The sequence below is a fragment of the Bacillus sp. ISL-41 genome (assembly GCF_018613235.1).
GTDB lineage: Bacteria > Bacillota > Bacilli > Bacillales > Cytobacillaceae > Mesobacillus.
Genome location: NZ_JAGGQP010000030.1, coordinates 1 through 26,029 on the forward strand (window position 1 = coordinate 1; position 26,029 = coordinate 26,029).

Genomic DNA, 26,029 nt, shown 5'->3' on the forward strand with positions numbered 1-26,029 from the left:
CAGGTAGGCGGAATGATGGAAAATAATCAAATGCCGCAGGTCGGCGGAATGATGGATGATCAGATGCCATATCAAATGCCGCCACAAGTAGGCGGAATGATGCAAGGCCAAATGCCGCATCAAATGCCGCAGGTCGGAGGAATGATGCAGGGGCAGATGCCAATGATGCCGCAGGCAGGCGGAATGATGGATAATCAGATGCCATATCAAATGCCGCCACAGGTCGGAGGGATGATGCAGGGCCAGATGCCGCATCAAATGCCGCAGGTTGGAGGAATGATGCAGGGCCAGATGCCAATGATGCCGCAGGTAGGCGGAATGATGGAAAATCAAATGCCACAGGTGGGCGGAATGATGGATAACCAATTTCCGCAGGTTGGTGGAATGATGGATAACCAAATGCCTCAAGTAGGCGGCATGATGCAGCCTCCGATGATGCCTAAGCAGGCAGTCCAGGGTGCCGGCAATGATTGTGGCTGCGGAGGTCAAATGGGTAATCCTTACGGTATGATGGGAGCAGGCATGCACCATCCTCAGCATATGATGCACCACGGCTTCGCCGGTGCTCCGGGTATGCATCCTCACCCGCACCATGGATATCAAATGGGCATGGGTCCGCAGGGGTTCATGAATCCTTATGGAGCTGGTCCAATGGGTGGAGGATACGGAATGCCAATGCCTCGCTTCAATGATGAAGAGAGCAATGAATATTAACATCAAGAGGGGTGGAGACGATTTCTTTTTCAATCGTCTCTTCTCTTATTTATCCAGAGAACTAGATGTGGAAATCAAAGGTATGACCCATCTGAGAGGGAATGTCTATCTTATTGAAACGGTCAGCAAAAAAATTATTATAAAAGGATATAAGGATCTGCGAAAATTAAAAATTCAAGAAACATTTGCTTCATCTTTACGAAAATCGGGTTTTGACCAATCCTACCGATTTTATAATCAAAATAAAGATCCGCTTCATTTCCATGGGTCATACTATGGTTGTATTGAGTTTATTGACCACCATGAACAGCGTTTTGATTATGGAGTCCAAAAGGACAGAGAGGAAGGCGTTGAACTGCTGAATAGGTTCCATGATCATACTTCCGTTCTTGTTCCTTCGTATGCTGCTATGCTGCCGAAAACGGATTTAGCGAGAAAGTGGCGGCATCGAACGAATGAATTCACGAAAAACCTCCCTGCAGTTAATCGCTATGTAAATAAAAGCTTGACCAATGAGCTGCTCGAATGGGCGGATTTTTCCCTGACGAATTTTGTGAAGTTGAAAAATGAGCTTGAAACAGAGCCGCCAGTCATCCTACATGGGGATGTAGCCCATCACAATTTTCTGCGTTCGAAGGCTGGGAAGCTGATCATAATTGATTTCGATTTGATCAGCACTGGATCGAGAGCATATGATATGCTGCAGTACGCAAATCGGATTCTGCCATTCCTGGATTGGCAGTTTGAGTCACTGGAAAAAATAAATCATTTAAATAAATGGTTGCACTTTGATGCTTTCTTATGCGGGCTATTGTACCCTGCTGATATTCTAAGGGAGTGGAACCGCTTGTTGAGAGACAGAAATCAGTCCAATCCATATAGTCTGGCACCAATCGTTGAAATGACTGTCAGCCAGTATCAGCAAAGGAAACGATTTCAGGAAGAGGTTAAATCCAGACTGGATGATTAGGTTTTTGGACGTATCTGTCAGAATGAAAATCCAGCCCCATCCGCACTCTAATAATGAGCATATAACATTGCTCATTTTAGCTAGGATGGGGGTTTTTCGATTGAACAAAAGGATGTTGTTCTTACCTATAGCTTCCTTGCTCACAATCGGGCTGACGGCTTGTAATGGAAATGAGGAAGCCGCTGTACAGGACAGGAATGCCAACGGTGGGCAGCCACTTGGCTATTACTCGAACGAAAAAGGGAATGAAATTGACGTGATGGATGACAGAGAGGGTGCGATCACGGAAATTTTTGACCATAATTTTGGAAAAGAGGGAATAGCTGCAGAAAACGAGCAACGGAGGATGCTTCAATCCAGAGATGAAAATGGCAATCCTCCGAATCCAACCGTCCCGCGTTCTGACCATGACCATAACTTTTTCCAAAGAGATAATAAATACAGCCGTGGTGATTTAAATTACCATGGACACCTGAGTGAGAACAGGGGAAGCGGTCAGGCAAGAATCTACAATAATTCTGAACAAGATAACAGATTGGCCCGCAAAGTAGGAATTGCTGCTGAGTCTGTCGATAATGTTGATAAGGTAAGATCGGTTTTATTTGGCAGGAAAGTAGAAATTGCCGTGACCTATAAGGACAAGTCACAGAAAAAACAGACAGACAAGAAAATCAAACAGGCTGTCCTTCCATATACCGAAGACAGAGAACTTCGAATCATCGAGGATGAAGGAACTTTCAGCAGATCAAGGAATATTGATTATGACCGGAAGAATGGAAATCCAAGGGAAAGCATCAACTTCAATCCGTAAGCAAGATAGAAGGCAGAGAGTAACCTCTAGCCTTCTATTTTTATGTTTATTTAAAGCTCTTTTCGTAACTTTGTCGCTTCTTTACCCAAAAGTAAAATATGGCTGCTGGATTTTTACGAGTTTCTTGTCTTCGTCGGTAAGGAGCAATAAGAAAAGAACCCTGAAGCCTAGTGATATGCGGCTAAGTACTATTATTCGAATAGCAACAGTCCATTCGAAAACATCCTTTTTTAGAAAGGATAAATAAGAACATTTTGGCTACACTATTAGTGAAAAAGAAACAAATTTTAGCAAATAAGAGAGGTGGACAGCAATGGCTTCAAACAAATTATTAAAAGTATTAAGCTCAGCTGTTATGCTCCTAATCAGTCTATCGGGATACAGTTTAGTACTTCAGACAGAGCCAGTTTTTGCTGAGAAGCCTGAAGAAGCAGTTTATGAAATCAACGAACCTCTTAAGGTCACCATCATTTTGCAAAGAGTCTATCTTGATGGTGAAATGAGTGAGGAACGGATTCAGGAAACGATTTGGTCTATGGAGGACTTTTGGGCAAAATATGACGAATGGCAGCTAGTAGATATGGAAGCGAATAAGGCAGTATTCAGGCAGGAATATGATGATATTTCGCCGCTATTGAAGGCAAATGGATATTTTGGGCTGTCAGATGAAGGAGTTCTTACTATTTTTAATGGAAGGCCGGATGGTTCGAATATTATCCAATCCTTCTTTCAGATTGACCTTGGCAGACTTGAAAGTATTAAGCGTGATCAATTGAAAAAAGGCATACCAATCCGGAATAAACAATGTTATGAAGAGGTATTGGAGACTTTTAAACCATATACAGTAAGAGAAAACAGTGAAGAGCCGGGCTGACTGGCTCTTATTTGTGTTTTCCGAGGTTTCGGAGAGATTTTATTACTGGATAAGAAATTATTAATTTATCCACTTAGATTAGTGTCTAGCTCTAGCGCCTACCAGTTTTCATCCCTGAATTCGCTCCCCGAGTATCTTGCGAGAAGCGTTAGCTTTAAGCAGCTCTAGTCGCTTGTCTAGCTGAGGCTCCTAACTCCTCGAGACGTTTGTCTAGTGTCGCCTCCTAGAAACTTCGAAACTTTAACTCCGCCGGCAGAAGCAAAAAGCGCTTCTTTGTCGGAGTCTCCAGTTTCTGCGTTTCTGGACAGGCGGCTATACTTTTCGATTTCGGTCCGCCCAATGAAGTTAAAGAGCGACTTCACCGATCGGCCCTCTGAGACACACGATGTGCTAGACCCGCCAGCCACAGGACGTGGCGTGGCGTTATAGGGGGGCAACGCTTGTCGGGGCTGACCAAGGCGCTTGCGCTTTTCTTATAAAAATGATCATACGTTCGCCTTTTTGCATATTTTTATTCATACCTTTAAAAGGAGTATGTTAAAATGAGTTACAGCAAAGCAGAGGAGCGAGAGAATTGTATGAATTCATAAAGGGTACCGTCGATTTCGTCGGTCCTGAATATATAGTGATTGAAAATGGCGGGATTGGGTATCAAATCATGACACCAAACCCATTCGTATTTACAAAAGAAGCAGGTAAAGAGATTTGTATTTTTACATATCATTATGTCAGAGAAGACCTCATTGCTCTATACGGATTCAAGAATAGAGAAGAAAAGGGGCTTTTCACAAGGCTCTTGAATGTTTCGGGAATTGGTCCGAAAGGGGCTCTGGCCATCCTGGCATCGGGTGAGCCTGGTCAGGTGGTTCAGGCAATTGAAAATGAAGATGAGTCGTTCCTGGTCAAATTCCCTGGGGTAGGGAAGAAGACCGCCAGACAAATGATCCTCGATCTGAAGGGAAAGCTGCATGACCTTGTGCCAGATTACTTTCCAAATCTTTTCAATTCGGACGAGGTTACTGCCACAATAAGCCAGTCAGCCGAATTTGATGAGGCGGTTTTGGCACTTAAGGCGCTGGGTTATTCTGAAAAGGAAATCCGCAAAATTACTCCAGATTTGAAGAAGGAAACATTGACGACAGATCAATATATAAAGAAAGCCTTACAGAAGCTATTAAAGTAATGCTGAGTTAAAATAGACCGATACCATTGAGGAGATCGGTCAACCAGCTTATTAGAAGGGTGAGAAACTGATGGAAGAGCGAATCATCTCCAGTGAAGCGGGCGACCAGGATGTTTCATTTGAGCAGAGCCTGCGTCCGCAGACACTCAGGCAATATATCGGCCAGGATAAAGTGAAAGCAAATCTTGAGGTATTTATTGAAGCGGCCAAAATGAGGCGTGAAACGCTGGACCATGTGCTGCTCTACGGACCGCCTGGTTTGGGCAAGACGACACTGGCAGCAATCATCGCCAATGAAATGGGAGTCAACCTCAGGACGACATCCGGACCGGCGATCGAAAGGCCTGGGGACCTGGCAGCCATCCTGACGGCGTTGGAACCTGGAGATGTCCTGTTCATTGATGAAATTCACAGACTCCCAAGGACGATTGAGGAAGTACTCTATCCTGCTATGGAAGACTTTTGCCTTGATATCGTCATAGGGAAAGGGCCAAGTGCCCGATCTGTCAGGCTTGATCTCCCGCCGTTCACGCTTGTTGGTGCGACAACCCGCGCTGGTTCGTTGTCAGCTCCATTAAGAGACAGGTTTGGAGTTTTGAGTCGTTTGGAATACTATAATGAGAACCAGCTTACTGATATTGTCGTCAGGACAGCTGAGCTTCTGGAAACTGACATCGACTGGCCTGCCGCTCAGGAGCTTGCGAGGAGATCGAGAGGGACGCCGAGAATCGCCAACCGCCTATTGAAGCGAGTACGCGACTTTGCGCAGGTGCGTGGCAATGGCGCTGTTGAGGAAACTCTTGCCCAGGAGGCATTGGAACTGATGCAAGTAGACCGCCTGGGACTTGACCATATAGACCATAAATTGCTCAAAGGCATCATTGAAAAATACCGCGGCGGACCGGTTGGACTAGAGACGATTTCCGCAACCATCGGAGAGGAATCGCAGACAATTGAAGATGTGTATGAGCCATATTTATTGCAGATCGGTTTTTTACAGAGGACACCAAGGGGAAGAATTGTAACGGAGGCAGTATACCGGCATTTTGAAATGGAGGCGCCTGAACGATGACAGGTGCAGCTAAATTCGTGATGATCGCCGGGGCAGTCATTTTCATCATTGGCTTTATCATGCAGTTTGTCAATTTGGGAAGGCTGCCAGGAGACATCGTCATTAAAAAAGGCAACACGACCTTTTACTTCCCAATTGTGACATCCATATTGGCAAGTATTATCTTATCTGCGATCTTTTACTTTATCGGCCGATTCAGATGACCGGCCCATGAACAAAATAAATAGAAACTTAGTAAGGGTGACAACATGAAAGTAGATTTGTTTGATTTCCATTTACCTGAGGAACTGATTGCCCAGACTCCGCTTGAACAAAGAGCGGAAAGCAGGGTGATGGTCCTGAATAAAGAATCGGGCAATATAGAACATGATGTTTTCAAGAACATCAAAAGCCATCTGGAGCCGGGTGACTGCCTCGTCCTGAATGACACGAAAGTTCTTCCGGCAAGGCTTTTTGGCATGAAAGAGGACACGGGAGCTAAAGTTGAAGTCCTTCTCCTGAAGCAGCTTGAGGGGGATGAGTGGGAAACACTTGTGAAACCGGCAAAAAGAGTGAAGGAAGGCACGAAAATTATCTTTGGAGACGGCCTTTTGACAGCAGAATGCACCGGGGAAGCGGAACACGGCGGGAGGAATCTCAAGTTTACATATGAAGGCATCTTCTATGAAGTGCTGGAACAGCTGGGTGAAATGCCGCTTCCACCTTATATAAAGGAGCAGCTGGAGGATAAGGACAGATACCAGACTGTGTTCGCAAGGGAAAGAGGTTCGGCGGCGGCACCGACTGCCGGGTTGCATTTTACCGAGGAACTGCTGGAAGAAATCAAGGAGATGGGCGTCCATATCGCCTTCATTACCCTTCATGTCGGGCTGGGAACTTTCAGGCCTGTCAGCGTGGATTCGATTGAAGAACACGATATGCACTCTGAATTTTACCAGGTGACTGAAGGAACGGCCTTGCTGCTGAACACCGTTCGTGAGCAGGGCGGCAGGGTCATCACTGTTGGAACGACTTCGACACGTACCCTCGAGACGATTGCGACAGCCAATGATGGTAAGTTTGTCGCTGAAAATGGCTGGACAAACATCTTCATTTATCCTGGATATGAGTTTAAGGCGATCGATGGGATGATTACGAATTTCCACTTGCCAAAGTCGACATTGATTATGCTTGTAAGTGCCCTGGCTGGACGAGAAAATGTCCTTAATGCCTATAATAAAGCTGTAGAGGAAAGGTATCGCTTTTTCAGTTTCGGCGATGCGATGCTGATCTTATAGTTCTATCATTGTAAAATATACACTTAATTGAAATTGGACTTCTGGAAGGAGCTTATACATTGTCAGCAATCCGTTACGAATTAATCAAAACCTGTAAGCAGACAGGAGCAAGACTTGGGCGTGTGCATACACCGCACGGCTCTTTTGAAACTCCAGTCTTCATGCCCGTTGGTACACTGGCAACCGTCAAAACGATGTCACCCGAGGAATTGGTCCAAATGGGTGCAGGGATCATCCTGAGCAACACCTATCATCTTTGGCTGAGGCCAGGCCATGAGATTGTCAAGGAGGCAGGCGGCCTGCATAAATTCATGAACTGGGACCGTGCCATTCTCACCGATTCAGGCGGTTTTCAGGTATTTTCCTTGAGCGAGTTCAGGAAAATCGAAGAAGAAGGCGTGCATTTCCGCAATCACTTAAATGGAGACAAGCTTTTCCTATCACCAGAAAAGGCAATGGAAATCCAGAACGCGCTTGGTTCAGATATCATGATGGCATTCGATGAATGTCCGCCATACCCTGCTGAATATGATTACATGAAAAAATCGGTCGAGCGGACCTCCCGCTGGGCAGAGCGCTGCCTTACAGCCCATCAGCGTCCACAGGACCAGGGATTATTCGGGATCGTCCAGGGCGGAGAATATGAGGAATTAAGAAAGCAAAGCGCAAAAGACCTGGTTTCTATGGACTTCCCTGGCTATGCTGTCGGCGGCCTTTCAGTCGGCGAACCGAAGGATGTCATGGACAGAGTGCTGGAATTCACCACACCATGGCTGCCATCCGATAAGCCTCGTTACTTGATGGGGGTTGGTTCTCCGGATTCCTTGATCGATGGTGCCATCCGCGGTATTGATATGTTTGACTGTGTATTGCCTACTCGTATCGCCCGAAATGGCACATTGATGACAAGTGAGGGAAGACTGGTGGTCAAGAATGCGAAATTTGCGCGAGACTTCGGACCATTGGATCCTAACTGCGATTGCTATACATGCAAAAATTACAGCAGAGCCTATATTCGTCACCTGATTAAAACGGATGAATCGTTTGGAATTCGACTTACTTCTTACCATAATCTCTATTTTCTGCTAAAATTAATGGAGCAGGTCAGACAGGCGATCCGTGAAGACCGTCTGGGGGATTTTAGAGAAGAGTTCTTTGAGCAATATGGCTACAATAAGCCGAATGCCAAAAACTTCTAAATAAACTGCTTTTTAATAAGGCTGCTCTCGCATAGCGTCATTAGCCTTAAACATGAAAGGAGGGGAAATGAATGGAAGGATTAGTAGGTACAGTATTCCCGCTATTGCTGATGTTTGTACTATTCTACTTCTTGTTGATCCGCCCTCAGCAAAAGAGGCAGAAAGCGGTTCAGCAAATGCAAGGCGACCTGCAAAAAGGTGATAAAGTAGTAACAATCGGCGGTTTGCATGGAATTGTCGATGCACTTGATGAAGGTACTGTTGTCATCAAATGTGGAGACGGAAGCCGTCTTACATATGATCGCGCGGCAATCCGCGACGTGAAAGAATCAGCAGCAGGAGTATAATCCAAACGAAAAAGAAGCGAACTCTCGGTTCGCTTCTTTTTTATGCCTTTGAAGGACCGCCAACGATGTTCACACCGAGTATGCCGCCCATCATAGCTGTGAGAATATAGCAAATGTGGTAGATGATTTGTTCGAGTGAAAATAAGCTGTCATAACCCAGGTATTGGAACAGGAATATAATTAAAGAATAAACCAGGCCTGTTGCTCCTCCGATCATCCATCCTTTTTCTTTTCCGTTCCCGCCAGTAATAAAGCCGCCGATGAAAATGGATAAAAAAGAAATAGATGTCATGACGTACTGAAGTGAAGATTCTTGGACGGAAGTGAATTTTAAAAGAAGAGAAAATATCAAACTGCTCACGATTGCCAGTAGAAATATTGCGATTACCCCGTACAGGACGGCCCTTCCTAAACTTTTGGATTCCATTAACCCCTCTCCTCTCTGATCTAATCCCTTTAAACGGGAATTGCCTAGTACAAGCATATTCACGAAAAAGGACAAATAGAATCAGTTTTTATTCGGGAATTTCCTTTAAAAAATGCTGAAACAATAAGTATTAATTTAGTTGTAAGTAAAAGACTAAAGAAGAATGCTGTGTGAAGGGCGGGGGAAAAGTGGAACAATATTTCATCATCCTTTTTAGGACAGTTTTTCTTTACTTATTGATCCTGTTGATTTTTCGTTTAATGGGAAAAAGGGAAATTGGTGAATTGAGTATACTGGACTTGGTTGTCTATATCATGATCGCTGAAATGGCATCGTTGGCGATTGAAAATACGAAAGATCCTTTGATTAACACTCTTCTCCCAATCGGTATTTTTGTCATCATTCAAATCACCTTGGCGATGCTCTCACTTAAAAGCAAAAAGTTCAGGGATCTCGTCGATGGGAAGCCGACAATCATTATTAATGATGGGAAAATCGATGAAAAAGCCATGCGATCGCAAAGATATAATTTTGACGATTTGCTGCTTCAATTGCGTGAAAAGGATGTAGGGGATATTGCAGATGTGGAGTATGCCATCTTGGAGCCATCAGGGACCTTGTCCATTTTTCAAAAGAAACAGGGTGAGCAGGAAGGACAGCAGGACAGCAGCAGCCTTGCACTACCGTTAATCATTGATGGGGAAATCCAGGAAGATAATTTAGGTATGATAGACAAATCGCGTTCCTGGCTGTTAATGCAGCTGAGGGAACAAGGGTACGAAGATCCAGGAGAGATTTCTTTTTGCAGCTTTCAAAATGGAAAATTCTATATCGATTTAAAGGATAAATAAAAACGTGGAACCAACGCCCACGTTTTTTTACTTGCCTTTTTTTAAGAAGGAAGTTAGTAAGGATCGTATTTTTGAAAGCTCATTTTGCCTGATCAATCCAAGGGCAACAGATAGCGATACGTATAGTATGCTTACAGTCCCTGCATTTAAAAGAATCCTGAGTGCCAATGAGAGATTTTCATCAAGCCTATCCCATAGTAGGAAACCCAGAGATCCCGTGAGTATGATTACAGCCAAAACCTTCACATAATCTTTTACATAAAAGGTGAACGAAACAGCCTTCAGCATGGTCGCGAAATGGAGGAGAGTGATCAGGACGATCCCCATGACCATTCCGAGGGCTACGCCGTTTATGCCGAAAGCAGGCTGGCTTGCCAACAGGAAGATCACAGCGGTCTTAGCAAGATTTCCGATCAGGCTGTTGATCATCGCAGCCCTGGCCAAATCAAGAGCCTGCAGTGCTGCCTGCAGGGGCCCCTGCAAATAGTAGAAAAGGAAGAATGGAGCCATCAGCTTGATGAATTGTGCACCATTGGAAGTCCCGTACATCAACGTCATTAATGGTTCAGCCAGTACATATAAAACGACGATCGCCAGGCCCCCGGTCAACAGGGAAAATCGCAAAGATTGCTGCAGAAGATGTTCTATCACCTTCATGTTTTTACGGGAGTTCGCTTCACTAATAGCAGGTACAAGTGAAGTGGACAAAGAATAGGTGATGAAGGAAGGCAATAACAGCAAGGGCATGGCAAAGCCAGTCAATGCCCCATATTGTTTGGTGGCAGCGACGGCAGCTACACCGGCAAGCGCTAGACTATGAGCAACGACGATCGGTTCAAAAAACCAGGAAACAGATCCAATCAGTCTTGAACCCGTTGTTGGCAGTGCAATCCCCATTAAATCATTGAAAGTCGATTTTCCAGAATGGACGAACTGAAAGAAGTTTTTTCGCAGCCTGAATTTTTTTCTAAGCTTAAAGGTCGTCATTAAATAAATCAATGAGATAAGTTCCCCTATCACTGACGCAATCATGGCACCTGCTGCCGCATACTCAATTCCATACGGCATGAAGGCCTTTGTCAAAACAGCAATCAACGTGATTCTGACAAGCTGTTCGATCACTTGTGAAATCGCGGATGGCCGCATATTCTGTCTTCCCTGGAAGTAGCCGCGGAGAACCGATGATACTGCAACGATTGGAACAATTGGTGCAATGGCAAGCAGCGGCCATTGTGTTCTTGGATCCGTGAACAATGTCTCGGACAGGTATGGAGCAAGGAGAATGAGTGCCGGTGTAAAGACAATCGATAGAGATATTGTGGTGGCAAGGGAAACGACAAGGATTTTCTTGATTTTTCGGAAGTCGCCTCTTGCCTCAGCTTCAGCCACATTTTTTGAAATCGCAACTGGGAGACCTAGCTGAGTAATCGTAACGACAAGCACCATGGTGGGGAAGGCCATCATGTAAAGGCCAACACCTTCCTCGCCAATGAAACGGGCAATGAAAATCCGATTTATGAAACCAAGCACCCTCGTGACGAGCCCGGCCATTAACAAAATAAATGTTCCTTTTAAAAACTTCGACATTCCGCTCCCTGCCTTCTCAAAAATGCATATTTCATATACAATTAACTATATGCAAGAAAGTGGACAAAGCATGACAAGGTTAAGACATTAAAAGACTGGAAAATTGGACGAGGAGGCCAGGTAATGAATCAAAGCCATCAATATGGACGGTTTTACAAGCAAGTAAAGCCCGCTCTGGAAAGTAAAATCGAAGAATTCAAAATATTCGGGTATGAACAAGTTAGAGAAAAAGAATTATGGGATTATCTCACGAAGAAAAAGTGGAAGAAACCGAAAGAAGAAATACAAATGTATGAAATCGTCGCTGATATTTTATCCGCGAAAATCGGAGACGTAATGAATTTCACCACCGTTGAAGCCTTCAAATTAGGCGATTTTACGATGGATGACGAAGAGGAACGAAAAGCACTGTTTAAATAATGAAGCTTTTTACCTTAAAAGTTCATAGGTATTGCTGATATCTCCTTTATATGGTTTATTGGACATTTTGAGCGAGGTACCCCTGAGAAATGTCTAAAAAGAGGTCTTTAATAGACATTTTGAACAGATAACACCCTTGAAATGTCTATATCGGATAATGATACCCGAAAAAATCCAGAACCGCTTTTTTCTAGAGTGAAAGACTTTCTATATGCAGATAACGGAAATGCTTAATTGACAGTTTTTTTAAACTGTTACATAATTAGAATGCTATAAATTGGCTACTGTTTAATTTCTTAGTCTTATGTTTTATTTGTCTGGCAGCATGTTTGCGCGAAGAATAAGGAGGATTTATACATAATGGTAAAACGCAGCCGCATCGTGGCCTTCTTTTTGCTGGTTATTTTAATCGGAAGTGCCATGGGTGCAACAACCCAGAATATATTGAAAGATATCAAGCTCGGCCTAGACCTGCAGGGTGGTTTTGAGGTTCTTTATGAAGTCACGCCTCTAAATGGAAAAAAGGGCGAGAAAGTTGACCGTGAAACACTGAAGAGTACTGCTGAGGCTCTTGAGCGCAGGGTCAACGTCCTCGGTGTCAGTGAACCGAACATCCAGATTGAAGGAGATGACCGGATTCGCGTACAGCTGGCTGGCGTAAAAGACCAGAACAAAGCGCGTGAAATTCTTTCTACAGAAGCGAATCTTACTTTCCGTGACGTGAACGACCGCGTCATGATGGACGGCAGTGACCTCGAAGAAAATGGCGCTAAACAAAGCTTCGACCAGCAAAACAAGCCGAGCATTTCAATCACACTTAAAGATGGGGATCAATTCGGGGAAATCACAAAGGAAATCCGTGATATGTACCCGGAGAATCAGCTAATCATCTGGCTTGATTTCGAAGAAGGGGTAGATTCCTATAAGGAAGAAAGGATGAAGCCTGAACCTAAATTCCTTTCCAATCCTAATGTTGATAAGATCCTGAACCAAAAGAATGTTGAGATTACTGGTAATTTTACAATTGAAGAAGCCCAGCAGCTTGCTTCACTTCTTAATGCGGGATCATTGCCTGTTAATCTTGAAGAAACCTACTCTACTTCAGTAGGGGCTAAGTTCGGTGAACAGGCATTAAATGAAACGATCTTTGCCGGAATCCTCGGTATTCTTGCTGTTTTCGTATTCATGCTTGCTTTATATCGTATCCCTGGAATTGTTGCCGTTATTACGTTATCTATTTACGTTTACCTCATCCTTCTTGTATTTGATTGGATGAACGGTGTACTCACACTTCCTGGAATCGCTGCCTTGATCCTCGGTGTCGGTATGGCGGTCGATGCGAATATTATCACGTATGAGCGGATTAAAGAAGAACTGAAGGTTGGCCGTAATATCAAAGCAGCATTTGACGCGGGCAGCAAAGGCTCCCTGTCTACGATCTTTGATGCCAACATCACGACATTGCTTGCGGCAATCGTATTATTCGCGTATGGGACAAGCTCAGTAAAAGGCTTCGCGACCATGCTGATCATCAGTATCCTTGCGAGCTTTATCACAGCAGTCTTTGGTGCACGCTTGTTCCTTGGATTGCTCGTGAACAGCGGATTGTTCAAAAACAAACCAGGCTTGTTTGGCGTAAAACCTAGTGAAGTCCATGATATCTCTGAAGGTTTAGATTCGCTGGATTTAAAAACTAAATTCGATCGATTCGATTTCATCAAAAGCCGTAAAAAGTTCTTTATTGCATCAGCCGTTCTTGTCGGTGTTGGACTGATTACAATCCTCGTGTTCCGCCTGAATCTGGGAATCGATTTTGCGGCTGGGACAAGGGTAGAAGTCATGTCTAACAACAAGCTTACAGCCGAACAGTTAAAAGCTGAGCTTAAGCAAGTTGATTTGGAAACGAACGATATTGTCATTTCTGGCGATAATGGTGAAATTGGCGTTGCTAGATTTAAAACAGTTCTATCCAAAGATGAGATCTCTGAGCTTAAATCACACTTCAAGGAAGAATTCGGTGCCGAGCCGAATGTTGGAACAGTTTCACCAACAATCGGTAAAGAACTGGCGAAGAATGCCATGATTGCTGTTGCGATTGCTTCAGTCGGGATCATTATTTACGTAACGGTTCGATTTGAGATTTACATGGCGCTTGCTGCCATTATCGCATTGCTTCACGATGCATTCTTCATCATTGTCTTATTCAGTATCACAAGGCTTGAAGTAGATATTACCTTCATCGCAGCCGTCCTGACAATTGTTGGTTATTCAATCAATGATACGATTGTTACTTTTGACAGGATGCGTGAGAATATGGTGAAGAAGAAACGCTTGAAAACGCCACAAGACATTGCAGATGTAGTAAATACTGCTCTTCGCCAGACGCTCGGTCGTTCAGTCAACACCATTCTGACTGTTGTCATAACAGTCGTGGCTCTGTTGATCTTCGGCAGTGCATCAATCTGGAATTTCTCTTTTGCTCTCCTGATCGGCCTGATTGCCGGTACGTATTCCTCCATTTTCATCGCAGCACAGCTGTGGTATGTATGGAAAAATAAAGAGCTTAAGAAAAAAGGCACCATCAAGACTTACAAGGAAAAGAAAGTCTACTCAGATGAGCCGCAAGTTTAATAATAAGTGCATTCAAAATACCACGGAATTTTTCGTGGTATTTTTTATTTCTGGTTAGAACAACCATTTTTCAGGATAAAATAAAAGGAATGCCGACAGACTAATTATGGTTGAAAAATAAAAACACGGAATAAAAGCTCTTTACAGAGAGGTGTTTTGCTATTGGAAAAAGATGTTCGTTTTAAGAAAGCTGAATTTGCCGCAATGGTAGGCGTTGTTGGCAATATTATACTTGCTGGCTTGAAGTGGGGGGTCGGCATCTATGCTAACAGTAAAGCGCTTGTAGCCGATGCTGTCCATTCTGCTTCTGATGTAGTGGGTTCATTAGCTGTATACATAGGTCTCAAGGCGGCGAAAGCTCCGCCGGATGAAGATCACCCTTATGGTCATGGTAAGGCTGAATCAATTGCTGCCATCATCGTGGCAGTATTATTAATGCTTGTGGGAGTCGAAATCGGCAGATCATCGTTCGAAGCATTTTTTCATCCTATTGAACCTCCCAAATCAGTGGCGATTGTGGCTGTTGTCGTTTCAATCATAGTAAAAGAGGGAATGTTCAGGTACAAATACAAATTGGGAAAGCAATTGAATAGTGATGCGCTGATCGTCAATGCATATGAGCATAGATCGGATGTCTATTCCTCCATAGCAGCACTAATAGGAATCAGCGCGGCTGTGCTTGGCGGTATATTTGGAATTGGATGGCTGGAATACGCCGACCCGGTGACGGGACTGCTAGTAGCCTTACTGGTCATCAGGATGGCATGGAAGCTTGGCAAGGAGTCAATCCATAACACACTTGACCATGTGCTTCATGATGAGGATACAGAAGAATTCAAGACTGTTGTGCAGTCAATTGCAGAAGTGAAAAAACTGGATGAATTACATGCCAGAGAGCATGGTCACTATGTTATCATTGATTTGAAAATATCTGTCGATCCACATATCACCGTGGAACAGGGCCACCGGATTGGAAAAAGTGTGAAAAAGAAACTGATGGAAAATAAAAATGTCCAAAATGTTCTGGTCCATATAAATCCGTTCAATGAGAGTGGAAATTCCGAGGATGGTGTAGATATTCAATAAGTCTCAGGGGAGGAGATAGAATGAAGTTTCAATGGACATTGCTGCTGGGACTTGCTTTTGCATTGATTGTGGCTGTTTTCGCCGTCATCAATGTTGATCCAGTAACAGTGAACTATTTATTTGGGGAGTCAGAATGGCCGTTAATCTTGGTCATATTAGGTTCTGTATTGATGGGCGGGATTATCGTTGGCTCTGTCGGTCTGTTCAGGATGTTTGTGCTTCAAAGAGAAGTAAAATCTTTGAGGAAGAAAAACAATTCATTAGAAGAGCAGCTGGCCCAAAAAGATACAGCCCAGGAAGAAACAGCGAACGAACAACAAATCGAAGATATCCATTAATCCAGCACTCATGGCAGCATACAATTATGCTGCCATTTTAATTCATCACATTTCCTTACTCGAAAGTCCCTTATTAACATTCATTGTCATTGAAACACACTCTCCGCTTTTGTATAATGAATAAGCTGAGAGGTGAACGTATGTTAAAGCCAAAATCAAGGTGGATTGTAAAAAAATCCGACCAGACAGTAATAGATTCACTCGCCAAGGAATTGAACATCAATCATCTGACTGCTTCACTGCTAGTCAATCGCGGACTGGATACCGTGGAAGATGCCCGGTATTTTTTGTTTGGGCAAAAAAGCGAATTTCACGACCCCTACTTGCTGAAGGACATGGATAAGGCAGTTGAGCGGATCAATAAAGCAATAGAAACGCAAGAGCCCATTCTGGTGTTTGGTGACTATGATGCAGACGGTGTGAGCAGTACGACGGTCATGATGAAAGCCCTGGCTGAACTTGGGGCGAACGCCGACTATTACATACCGAACCGTTTTACAGAAGGATATGGTCCTAATGAAAAAGCATTCCGGAGTGTCGCAGACAGCGGAGTAGGCTTGATCATCACTGTCGATACGGGTATTTCTGCTCTCCATGAGGCAGATGTTGCCAAAGAGGTGGGTATTGACCTGATCATTACAGACCACCATGAACCTGGACCGGTCCTGCCAGATGCATTTGCGATCATCCATCCAAAGCTGGACGACAGTGTATACCCTTTCAAGGATTTAGCTGGTGTGGGTGTCGCTTTTAAGGTTGCCCATGCCCTGCTGGGGAGAGTCCCAGAGCATTTGCTAGAGTTCGCGGCTATCGGAACCATTGCCGACCTTGTCCCCCTGATGGGAGAGAACAGGCTGATTGCCCTGAGGGGAATCGAGAAGTTGAAGTCGAGCCAGACGCCTGGCTTGAATGCGCTGCTTAAACTCGCGAAAACGGACAGATCGTCCATTGATGAAGAAACAATAGGTTTTATGATTGGACCGAGGGTCAATGCAGCAGGGAGACTTGGCAGTGCAGATCCAGCTGTGCAATTAATGATGACAGATGATCCGGAAGAAGCGATGATGCTTGCGGAAGAAATAGATTCTATCAATAAAGAGCGGCAAAACATCGTTTCACAAATTGCCGAAGAAGCTGTTTCTGAAGTGGAAATGAATTATCCAATCCATGAAAATTCAGTCCTTGTTGTTGGTAAGGAAGGCTGGAACGCAGGGGTCATCGGCATCGTAGCATCCAAGCTTGTAGAAAAATATTACCGGCCAACAATCGTTCTTAGTTTTGACAAAGAAAAGGGGCTTGCGAAAGGGTCGGCACGTAGTATCGCTGGTTTCGATCTTTTCAAAAATCTATCAACCTGCAGAGAAATTCTTCCGCATTTTGGCGGGCATCCGATGGCTGCGGGCATGACGTTGAATCTTAATAATATGGATGAATTAAGGTCAAGATTGAATGCACTGGCAAAAGAGCAGCTGAAAGAAGAAGACTTAATTCCTGTCTCCCACATCGATGCGAGAATAGATGTTAAAGAGATTACGATTGAGACCATAAACGAACTAGGGCTCCTATCTCCATATGGAGTCAGCAACCCAAAACCCAAGGTCCTGATTGATGGAGCTAATATATCAACCCTCAGAAAGATTGGGGCAGATCAGTCCCATCTTAAGCTGGCACTGGAAGAGGAAGGTAAGGTTATTGATGGAATTGGATTCGGGTTTGGCCATCTCCATGACCATATCTCGCCGAGCTCGAAGCTGTCAGTCATCGGTGAACTGTCCATTAACGAATGGAACAATATCAGGAAGCCGCAAATTTTTCTCAGGGATGTCGCGGTCAAGTCCTGGCAGCTATTCGATTTCCGCGGTCTTAAAAGACTGGAAAAGCTTCCTGAAATGATTCCAGGGGATCATATTAAATGGGTTCTCTTTAACGCTGATTTGAAAAATAAGTTTTCTCCTATTATCGGAGACTCATTGGAACTGGTAACCACCGATGAACAAGCTGAACAGCTGAATCTCGATCATTCGTATGTTGTTCTATTGGACCTGCCGCCATCCAAAGAAATCCTGGAGAAGTTATTTTCCGAAAAAAATCCGGGAAGGGTCTATGTCCATTTTTATAAAGAAAGCAGCGATTTCTTCACGACGATGCCAACGAGGGAGCATTTCAAATGGTTTTACGCATTCCTCGCCAAGAAAGGGCCATTTGATCTTAAACGGTATGGCGACGATTTGGCCAAGCATCGAGGGTGGACAAAAGAAACAATAGATTTCATGTCGAAGGTGTTTTTTGAACTGGATTTTGTTAAAATAAACAATGGGTTTATTTCACTAGAAGAAAATGTCCCCAAAAGGGATCTGACTGAATCCAAAACATATCAGCACAAGGTGCAAGCATTCACTCTTGAAAATGAATTGCTCTACTCATCGTATGAGCAATTGAAGAACTGGTTTGACCAATTCATTCAAGAGTCGGTGAAAAATGAGGAGGCAATTATTCAATGGATTTGAAACAATTTGTAACAATCGTTCCCGATTGGCCAAAGCCCGGCATTAAATTTAAGGACATCACAACCTTAATGGACAATGGCGATGCTTATAGATATGCAACAGACCAAATCGTGGCCTATGCCCGTGAAAAACAAATAGATCTTGTTGTCGGACCTGAAGCTCGCGGCTTCATTATCGGCTGCCCGGTTGCTTACGCACATGGAGTAGGTTTTGCTCCTGTAAGAAAAGAAGGGAAGCTTCCGCGCGAGACAATCAAGGTCAATTACGGTCTTGAATATGGCAGTGACGTCTTGACGATCCATAAAGATGCGATCAAGCCAGGACAAAGAGTCCTGATCACCGATGACCTGCTGGCAACTGGCGGAACGATTGAAGCAACGATCAAGCTAGTTGAAGAACTAGGTGGAGTTGTGGCAGGAATCGCCTTCCTGATTGAACTTACTTATCTCGATGGCCGTCAAAAGCTGGATGGCTATGATGTTTTAACCTTGATGCAATATTAAACGGACAGGGTGCTTCATTGCGAAGTGCCCTTTTTTTATAAGGCTCTTTTCTCGAGCCTTGTTGCTATTGACTAAAAAATAGGTTGAATGACTTTCTTTCGAAAGGTTAACTCTTTTACAAACTTTATACCGACCTGCAAAATGGCCATCTATTACGTTAAAATCGGTTTTAGGATTTTAACAACAAGCTTTACAAAAACAGCTCTTTATAAGAAGAAACACATCCAATCGCAGGCAGGTTTGCTAAAATAAACCTATAATTGAATGAAATTAAATATCTTTCGACAATTTTTTTAATTTCTGCTGTAAAATCTCTTCCTTTCTCTTTACATCTTCGATTTTTTCTTTGATAATAGTAACAATCCTTTATAAGAATAATTATTGTATATAAAGGTTTAATTTTTTTGATGTCCACTTTTCCTTGGTTCCCGCTGGAGAGAAAATGCGGGTTAATATAAAGAAATTAAATTAGGTGATCCTATGGCGAATGACCAGGTAATGACCGCAGAACAAGTCATTGACTGTACAAAATCATATTTGAATGATGAACATGTTGAAATGGTAAAAGAGGCATATGAGTTCGCCAGACAGGCTCATCATGATCAATTCAGGAAATCCGGGGAACCGTACATCATCCACCCAATCCAAGTAGCGGGGATTCTCGCTGACCTGGAGATGGATCCGGCGACGGTCGCAGCTGGTTTTCTTCATGATGTCGTCGAGGATACGGACGTGACTCTTGATGATATAAGAAAGGCGTTCAATGACGAAGTGGCCATGCTTGTTGATGGAGTCACGAAGCTTGGTAAAATCAAGTATAAGTCGCATGAAGAGCAACAGGCAGAGAACCACCGGAAGATGTTTGTTGCAATGGCACAGGATATTCGTGTCATCTTGATCAAGCTTGCTGACCGCCTTCATAACATGAGGACTTTGAAGCATTTGCCGAGTGAAAAACAGCGGAGGATTTCGAATGAAACGCTGGAGATTTTTGCGCCGTTGGCTCACAGGCTCGGTATTTCAAAAATCAAATGGGAACTTGAAGATACTGCTTTACGCTATCTTAATCCCCAGCAATATTACCGTATCGTCAACCTGATGAAAAAGAAACGGGCAGAACGCGAGCAATATCTTGATGAAGTCATCGATGAAGTAAAGGAAAGGCTGAATGAGGTTTCAATCAAGGCTGAAATTTCAGGAAGGCCAAAGCACATATATAGCATCTATCGGAAAATGGTACTGCAAAACAAGCAGTTCAATGAAATCTACGATTTGCTGGCTGTCCGTATTGTCGTCAACAGCATCAAGGACTGCTATGCAATCCTGGGAATCATCCATACATGCTGGAAACCGATGCCAGGCAGATTCAAAGACTACATCGCGATGCCAAAGCCTAATATGTATCAGTCCCTGCACACTACAGTGATCGGCCCTAAAGGTGATCCGCTGGAAGTCCAGATCAGGACAGATGAAATGCACAGGATCGCGGAATTCGGGGTTGCGGCCCACTGGGCATATAAAGAGGGCAAACCAACTGACGGATCCAATTTTGAAACAAAGCTATCATGGTTCCGTGAAATTCTTGAATTCCAGAATGATACTGCAAATGCAGAAGAGTTCATGGAGTCTCTAAAAATTGATCTTTTCTCGGATATGGTGTTTATTTTCACACCGAAAGGCGATGTCATCGAGTTGCCAGCTGGTTCAGTGCCAATCGATTTTGCCTATCGAATTCACTCTGAAATCGGCAATAAGACAATCGGTGCCAAGGTCAATGGCAAGATGGTGACTCTGGATTATCAATTGAAAACTGGGGATATCATCGAAATCCTTACTTCAAAACATTCTTATGGACCGAGCAAAGATTGGTTAAAGCTTGCACAGACCTCCCAGGCTAAAAACAAGATTCGCCAATTCTTCAAGAAGCAGCAGAAGGATGAAAATGTTGAAAAGGGCCGTGAGCTTCTGGAAAAAGAAATCCGCAATATGGATTTTGATGTTAAAGAGATTTTGACAACCGAAAACCTGAAAAAGGTTTCTGAGAAATATAATTTTACCAATGATGAAGATTTGTTTGCTTCAATCGGGTACAACGGAATAACAGCTCTCCAGGTAGCGAACAGGCTGACAGAAAAGCTCCGCAAGCAGCGTGACCTGGAACAGGAAAAGGATATTTCGAATGCTGTTTCCGAGCTTAAATCATTTTCACCTGCTAAAAAGCGAGAGTCTGGAGTCCGAGTGTCGGGTATCGATAATTTGCTGATCAGGCTATCCCGCTGCTGTAACCCTGTACCTGGGGATGATATTGTAGGTTTTATCACAAAAGGCAGGGGTGTATCTGTTCACCGTTCTGACTGCACAAACATCCACACTGAGGATGCGCAGGCAAGATTGATTCCGGTAGAATGGGAGACCGGCTTGAATGACCGCAAAGAATATAATGTGGATATCGAGATCAGCGGCTATGACCGAAGGGGCTTGCTGAACGAAGTCCTGCAGGCGGTAAATGAAACAAAGACGAACATTACAGCCGTTTCCGGAAAATCTGACAAAAATAAAATGGCAACCATCAATATGTCCATCGCCATCCATAATGTCAGCCATCTGCAGAGAGTCGTCGACAGGATTAAGCAAATCCCTGATATCTATGCGGTTAGAAGGGTAATGAGTTAAGCATACTTAGTAGTCATGCAGCAACAAATGGTGAAACCGATGTGTAAGGAGATTACCGATGCGTTTAGTGATACAGAGAAGCAAAGAAGCAAAAGTGACGGTTGATGGGGAAGTAACAGGCTCCATTAATAAGGGATTTGTGATTCTTGTCGGAGTTACACATGAGGATACAGAAAAAGATGCAGCCTTTCTTGCCGAGAAATCTGCGAATTTACGGGTATTCGAAGATGATGCAGGAAAGATGAACTTGTCCCTCCTCGATGTAGGAGGAGAGATTCTTTCCGTTTCACAGTTTACCCTGTATGGTGATTGCCGCAAGGGACGCCGTCCAAACTTCATGGACGCAGCAAAGCCAGACCACGCAGAAGCTGTCTATGAAGCATTCAACCGTTTCCTTTCCGAAAAGGGAATCAAGGTTGAAACTGGTGTGTTCGGCGCCATGATGGACGTTCAATTGACAAATGACGGTCCGGTTACATTAATCATTGACAGCAAATAATTCAAAGAAGGAATCCCAATAGCGGGATTCCTTTTTTTAGTATATAGGGGACTTGTCATGCCTATAGATTCTCTTATGGAAAAGGATTCGAAGTCATAAAGGCACTTTTACAACACAAAAAAACTGAAGACAGTTTGGATGTCTTCAGTCGGTCTGCTTAATTATTCTTAAAATAGCGTGCAAGTCCTTCAAATATCCCGTTTGCTACTGCTTCCTGATATTGAGGTGTATTGACTAGCATCTCTTCGGCAGGGTTGCTCAAATAGCCTAATTCCAGGAGGACGGCTGTTTGCTTGTTTTCCCTGATGACGTGATAGTCGCCAAACCGAGTGCCCCGATCCTTCAACATCGTTTTGCTTATGGCCGAAGAGTGGATTTGTTCACCCAAAGGCTTTTGCTTTGAATTGTAATAGTAAGTCGTCATGCCTCTGACGGTCCGATCGTTAATGCTGTCGTAATGGATACTGATAAACGCGTCGGCATTATGGTAATGGGAGCTGCTGACTCTTGAACCTAGTGAAATATATTGATCATTGTTCCTGGTCAGGATGACGTTTGTGCCGGCAGCTCTTAGTTTGTCATATAAAAGCTGGGCTGTTTTCAGGGTAAGCGTCTTCTCCAGGGTTCCTCTTACACCTGTTGTCCCATTATCCCTGCCTCCGTGCCCAGGATCAATGACGATTGTTTTGTTTTTGGTGTGCTTTTCCGCTCCCGGTCTTTCTATTTGCGGCGCAGTACCCTTTACCGAAACAATCCAGCCGGCAACAAACCCGCTAGTCCCATTGGGCAGCGCAATCTTATACCAATCTTTCTCGACGCTTATAACTTCAAAGCTGTCACCCTGATTGGCACGGTAAATGACTGGTGTGCCTGTGCTTGGTCCTTTACGTATATTTGTCCCGTTGTGAAGCATAGAGACGCTGCTGTTTTGAACTGACTGGCTGGGTGCTGCTGCTGGTCCATTTTTCTTTTTTTCGAAAAACCAGCCGGCTGCCCAGCCTGTTTTGCCAGGCTGGTATTCAATCTGGACCCAATTGTTTTGTTCATCGAGAATCCTGAAGCTTTGTCCCTTTGATACAGAACCTATGACGCTGCCATCCAGTGAATTCTTATCCCGGATATTGAGCTGTGAGGCAGTTACTGTGCCTGTGAACTGATCAGCAGGGGTTGAGGGCTTGCTGCTGTCAGCCGTTGGTTTTCCTCCGATTTTCACATACTCAGCGCTTATCCAGGCATTTTTCCCTTCGTATGTAATTTCGGCCCAGCCATTGGACTGTGAATGAACAGTCACTGCAGCTCCATAACTTAATTGCCCCACTTTGCTAGAGTTCAATGAAGGCTTTTCTCTAACATTCAAGGAAGTAGCTGTGACCGTCCCGCTTGTTTTAGTGCTTGCTGTCGGTGCTTCTGAAGCCTTGCTTTCTTTTACCGATATGTATTCCTTTGAGACCCAGCCGCTTATGTTACTAGTGCGCACTTCCGCCCAATTTCCATTGTATCCAAGAATTTCGACAGCTTGTCCACTGTTAAAAGATCCAATGACCTGGTGGTTGGTGCCTGGTCCTTTTCTTACTCTTAACCCATTGACGGTGATGCTGCCTGTGCCACTGGAATTTGCCGATACAGCTGGTGAAACTGCTGTCTTGGGAGATTCCTTAGCAGTAAACCATTCAGCGACCCATACGTTTTTACTGCCGTCAATGCTGATTTGTATCCAATCGCCTTCTTCCTTTACGATTGAAAACTTTTCTCCCTTTTTGACTGTTCCTGTTACCGGGTAACTTAGTCCCGGTCCCGACCTTACATTCAAGCTTGTGGCAGTAATCGAGACACTTCCATTATCCGCCCGAGCCGAATCTAAAGCTGGAAGGCTCCCGAAAATGAGCATCAAGCAAAGGATGATCGGAACCACTTTATTTCTGGGCAATGCTCTCCCTCCCTCTCTTACTCTCTCTAAAAAATATATTACCGGATTTTTCCGGTAAAATCACGAGGACTTTTCTCTTATATCGGTAAAGAACGAAAAAAATTCAAGTGTTGAAGAATATCTTAAAATCATGAAAAGTTTTCTCAGAGGTGGGCAGAATAGTTAGCAATAAACATTGGAAGGTGATACCATGCGGTTCAGTGACAAAGGAAATTCTGCATCATTCGGGGAGAATCAATTATTTGGAGTGGATTTTCACGATTTTATCCAAAAGGAACAAAGCTCCAACACGGTAGAATTAGCTTCGGAATTTGGGCTTTCTCTCCGTGATGTCCGAAAACTGAAAAAACAGATTGAACGTTCTTGAATTGTGCTTGACAAGGCCATTTGGACTCCGTATTATAATATAAATAAAATGTTATATAGAAAACATACCGTTGATGGAGCATAGTAGCCAAGAAACAAGTGAAAAGAGAGGGAATGCCCTGGCTGAAAGCATTTCTGCACGATGACCTGGTGAATGAACACTCCGTAGGATTTTCTCTGAACATGGGCTGCCCCATCATTAGGAGGAGACGTAATCAGGCGTTAACTGTTAAAGAGGAAGTGCATTCAAGCGCTTCAATTAGGGTGGCACCACGGGAATTCAAAGCTCTCGTCCCTTGTTATTATAGCAAGGGATTGGGGGCTTTTTTGTATTCTTTTTTTTACATAAGGCCGGTTTTGCATTGGAATGTTGCTTTCAGTAAGGGTTTTTTATTCGAAAAATTCCCGAACCCGTTAAAAGTAACGAAAAGGTGAAAACGCCTATAAAGTAATGATTTGAAATGAATGGAGGAGGATGCACTGTGGCTAATCAAATCAATATCCCACGCGGTACACAGGACATTTTGCCAGGCCAGACAGAGAAATGGCAGCTTATAGAAGCGAAGGCGAGAGAACTTTGTGAAAGATATCAATATCGGGAATTAAGGACTCCGATTTTTGAGCATACAGACCTTTTCAAGCGAAGCGTTGGTGATACAACAGATATCGTCCAAAAAGAAATGTACACGTTCACTGACAGAGGTGACCGCAGCCTGACGCTCCGTCCTGAAGGTACGGCAGCGGCTGTTCGCTCTTTTGTCGAGAATAAAATGTTCGGAAGTCCTAATCAGCCAGTGAAGCTTTACTACATGGGACCGATGTTCCGCTACGAACGCCCGCAGGCTGGACGTTTCCGCCAGTTTGTCCAGTTCGGTGTCGAGGCAATGGGCAGTGCAGACCCGGCGATTGACGCTGAGGTGATCTCCCTTGCCATGTCCCTTTATCAGGAACTTGGATTGAAAAAGCTCAAGCTTGTCGTGAACAGTCTCGGTGATAAGGAAAGCAGAAAAGCTCACAGGGATGCTTTAGTGAGCCATTTCCAGCCTAGAATCGGGGAATTCTGCAGCGATTGTCAGAACCGCCTTGAAAAGAATCCAATGCGCATTCTGGACTGCAAAGCCGACCGGGACCATGAACTGATGAAGTCGGCACCATCGATCATTGATTACCTGACTGATGACTCTGCTCAATATTTTAGTAAAGTGACGAAGTATTTGACTGATCTCGGGATTGAATTCGAGGTTGACGCCAATCTAGTACGCGGACTGGACTACTATAACCACACAGCATTTGAAATCATGAGTGATGCTGAAGGGTTTGGGGCAATTACGACTCTTTGCGGCGGCGGCAGATACAATGGCCTTGTCGAAGAAATCGGCGGACCGGAAACACCGGGTATTGGTTTTGCGTTAAGCGTTGAAAGATTGCTTGCAGCACTGGAGGCGGAAGGGATTGAGCTTCCTGTAAAAGAAGAAATTGATTGCTACCTCGTTTCATTGGGGGACGAAGCAAAGGATTATACTGTCGGCTTGCTCCACAACTTGAGAATGGCAGGTTTCTCTGCGGAAAGAGATTATCAAGACCGCAAAATCAAAGCCCAGTTCAAGGCTGCTGACAGGATGAATGCTAGATATGTAGCAGTGCTGGGAGAAGACGAATTAAAAGAGAAGAAGATTAACCTGAAATCAATGGCGGATGGGGAGCAAATTCAACTGCCGCTTGAGAGCTTTGTTGAAAAATTCAAGGATATTTGTAAGTAGAGGGGGA

Annotated in this window: 24 protein-coding genes and 1 other annotated feature; of the genes, 20 read left to right on the forward strand and 4 right to left on the reverse strand. The window is 44.1% G+C overall.

The genetic code is table 11. From position 1 onward, the window contains the following. From J7I80_RS15475 to J7I80_RS15490, 4 genes are all read left to right on the forward strand, one after another. A partial coding sequence (locus tag J7I80_RS15475; protein ID WP_483297709.1) for a hypothetical protein occupies window positions 1-714 on the forward strand: 714 nt, incomplete at its 5' end. Then, window positions 704-1,684, forward strand: coding sequence for a phosphotransferase (locus J7I80_RS15480; protein WP_214739241.1), 981 nt, complete (start codon window positions 704-706; stop codon window positions 1,682-1,684). The genes J7I80_RS15475 and J7I80_RS15480, both read left to right, overlap by 11 nt. Window positions 1,685-1,784: 100 nt before the next feature. Continuing rightward, window positions 1,785-2,495: a YhcN/YlaJ family sporulation lipoprotein gene (locus tag J7I80_RS15485; protein WP_214739242.1), complete on the forward strand. Its 711-nt coding sequence runs from the start codon at window positions 1,785-1,787 to the stop codon at window positions 2,493-2,495. 313 nt (window positions 2,496-2,808) lie between these two features. Then, window positions 2,809-3,369: an intercompartmental signaling factor BofC gene (locus J7I80_RS15490; protein WP_251027802.1), complete on the forward strand. Its 561-nt coding sequence runs from the start codon at window positions 2,809-2,811 to the stop codon at window positions 3,367-3,369. Window positions 3,370-3,545: 176 nt separating this feature from the next. Here J7I80_RS15490 and J7I80_RS15495 read toward each other — a convergent pair whose 3' ends face one another. Next, window positions 3,546-3,731 carry a hypothetical protein gene (locus J7I80_RS15495; protein WP_214739243.1) on the reverse strand — a complete coding sequence of 62 codons (186 nt, stop codon included), beginning with the start codon at window positions 3,729-3,731 and terminating at the stop codon, window positions 3,546-3,548. A gap of 212 nt (window positions 3,732-3,943) precedes the next feature. Between J7I80_RS15495 and ruvA the strand changes: the two genes are divergently transcribed. From ruvA to yajC, 6 genes are all read left to right on the forward strand, one after another. After that, entirely contained in the window at window positions 3,944-4,552 is a 609-nt protein-coding gene (gene ruvA / locus J7I80_RS15500) for a Holliday junction branch migration protein RuvA (RefSeq protein ID WP_214739244.1), read from the forward strand. Window positions 4,553-4,622: 70 nt separating this feature from the next. After that, window positions 4,623-5,624 carry a Holliday junction branch migration DNA helicase RuvB gene (gene ruvB, locus J7I80_RS15505; protein ID WP_214739245.1) on the forward strand — a complete coding sequence of 334 codons (1,002 nt, stop codon included), beginning with the start codon at window positions 4,623-4,625 and terminating at the stop codon, window positions 5,622-5,624. Then, window positions 5,621-5,827 carry a DUF2905 domain-containing protein gene (locus tag J7I80_RS15510; RefSeq protein WP_214739246.1) on the forward strand — a complete coding sequence of 69 codons (207 nt, stop codon included), beginning with the start codon at window positions 5,621-5,623 and terminating at the stop codon, window positions 5,825-5,827. Before ruvB ends, J7I80_RS15510 begins: the two co-directional genes overlap by 4 nt. Window positions 5,828-5,872: 45 nt before the next feature. Beyond that, window positions 5,873-6,901 (forward strand): tRNA preQ1(34) S-adenosylmethionine ribosyltransferase-isomerase QueA, encoded by a 1,029-nt coding sequence (queA, locus tag J7I80_RS15515; RefSeq protein WP_214739247.1) that lies wholly within the window; start codon window positions 5,873-5,875, stop codon window positions 6,899-6,901. A gap of 59 nt (window positions 6,902-6,960) precedes the next feature. After that, the gene (gene tgt / locus J7I80_RS15520) at window positions 6,961-8,100 is read left to right on the forward strand and encodes a tRNA guanosine(34) transglycosylase Tgt (RefSeq protein ID WP_214739248.1); all 1,140 of its coding nucleotides are present in this window, start codon (window positions 6,961-6,963) and stop codon (window positions 8,098-8,100) included. Window positions 8,101-8,171: 71 nt separating this feature from the next. Continuing rightward, complete coding sequence (gene yajC / locus J7I80_RS15525) at window positions 8,172-8,447, forward strand: preprotein translocase subunit YajC (protein WP_214739249.1); 276 nt, start codon at window positions 8,172-8,174, stop codon at window positions 8,445-8,447. A gap of 40 nt (window positions 8,448-8,487) precedes the next feature. On the opposite strand, the gene J7I80_RS15530 is transcribed toward yajC, so the two are convergent. After that, complete coding sequence (locus J7I80_RS15530) at window positions 8,488-8,874, reverse strand: TIGR04086 family membrane protein (protein WP_214739250.1); 387 nt, start codon at window positions 8,872-8,874, stop codon at window positions 8,488-8,490. A gap of 188 nt (window positions 8,875-9,062) precedes the next feature. Here J7I80_RS15530 and J7I80_RS15535 point away from each other — a divergent pair, with 188 nt between their 5' ends. Then, window positions 9,063-9,725 carry a DUF421 domain-containing protein gene (locus tag J7I80_RS15535; RefSeq protein ID WP_214739251.1) on the forward strand — a complete coding sequence of 221 codons (663 nt, stop codon included), beginning with the start codon at window positions 9,063-9,065 and terminating at the stop codon, window positions 9,723-9,725. Window positions 9,726-9,752: 27 nt separating this feature from the next. Here the strand turns inward: J7I80_RS15535 and spoVB are convergent, their stop codons facing one another. Next, window positions 9,753-11,312: a stage V sporulation protein B gene (gene spoVB, locus J7I80_RS15540; protein ID WP_214739252.1), complete on the reverse strand. Its 1,560-nt coding sequence runs from the start codon at window positions 11,310-11,312 to the stop codon at window positions 9,753-9,755. 123 nt (window positions 11,313-11,435) lie between these two features. On the opposite strand from spoVB, the gene J7I80_RS15545 reads away from it, so the two are divergent. From J7I80_RS15545 to dtd, 8 genes are all read left to right on the forward strand, one after another. After that, complete coding sequence (locus J7I80_RS15545; protein WP_214739253.1) at window positions 11,436-11,732, forward strand: post-transcriptional regulator; 297 nt, start codon at window positions 11,436-11,438, stop codon at window positions 11,730-11,732. 360 nt (window positions 11,733-12,092) lie between these two features. Beyond that, window positions 12,093-14,363, forward strand: a complete 2,271-nt coding sequence (secDF, locus tag J7I80_RS15550; protein WP_214739254.1) for a protein translocase subunit SecDF — start codon at window positions 12,093-12,095, stop codon at window positions 14,361-14,363. A 204-nt stretch (window positions 14,364-14,567) separates the two neighbouring features. After that, a complete protein-coding gene (locus J7I80_RS15555; protein ID WP_214739593.1) occupies window positions 14,568-15,449 on the forward strand; it encodes a cation diffusion facilitator family transporter in 882 nt (293 codons plus the stop codon). Between the two features lie 20 nt (window positions 15,450-15,469). Next, entirely contained in the window at window positions 15,470-15,787 is a 318-nt protein-coding gene (locus tag J7I80_RS15560; protein WP_214739255.1) for a LapA family protein, read from the forward strand. Between the two features lie 140 nt (window positions 15,788-15,927). Then, on the forward strand, window positions 15,928-18,294 hold the full coding sequence (gene recJ / locus J7I80_RS15565) for a single-stranded-DNA-specific exonuclease RecJ (protein ID WP_214739256.1): 2,367 nt from the start codon (window positions 15,928-15,930) through the stop codon (window positions 18,292-18,294). Continuing rightward, window positions 18,285-18,797 (forward strand): adenine phosphoribosyltransferase, encoded by a 513-nt coding sequence (locus tag J7I80_RS15570; RefSeq protein ID WP_214739257.1) that lies wholly within the window; start codon window positions 18,285-18,287, stop codon window positions 18,795-18,797. The genes recJ and J7I80_RS15570 overlap by 10 nt, the downstream gene beginning before the upstream one ends. Window positions 18,798-19,277: 480 nt before the next feature. Next, the gene (locus J7I80_RS15575; RefSeq protein ID WP_214739258.1) at window positions 19,278-21,470 is read left to right on the forward strand and encodes a RelA/SpoT family protein; all 2,193 of its coding nucleotides are present in this window, start codon (window positions 19,278-19,280) and stop codon (window positions 21,468-21,470) included. 58 nt (window positions 21,471-21,528) lie between these two features. Further along, window positions 21,529-21,969 carry a D-aminoacyl-tRNA deacylase gene (gene dtd / locus J7I80_RS15580; RefSeq protein ID WP_214739259.1) on the forward strand — a complete coding sequence of 147 codons (441 nt, stop codon included), beginning with the start codon at window positions 21,529-21,531 and terminating at the stop codon, window positions 21,967-21,969. A gap of 157 nt (window positions 21,970-22,126) precedes the next feature. Here dtd and J7I80_RS15585 read toward each other — a convergent pair whose 3' ends face one another. Beyond that, entirely contained in the window at window positions 22,127-23,896 is a 1,770-nt protein-coding gene (locus tag J7I80_RS15585; RefSeq protein ID WP_214739260.1) for an N-acetylmuramoyl-L-alanine amidase family protein, read from the reverse strand. A 428-nt stretch (window positions 23,897-24,324) separates the two neighbouring features. After that, window positions 24,325-24,562 (forward strand) — a binding site (T-box leader). 182 nt (window positions 24,563-24,744) lie between these two features. Between J7I80_RS15585 and hisS the strand changes: the two genes are divergently transcribed. Continuing rightward, a complete protein-coding gene (hisS, locus tag J7I80_RS15590) occupies window positions 24,745-26,022 on the forward strand; it encodes a histidine--tRNA ligase (RefSeq protein ID WP_353050117.1) in 1,278 nt (425 codons plus the stop codon). The last annotated feature ends 7 nt before the right edge of the window (window positions 26,023-26,029 follow it).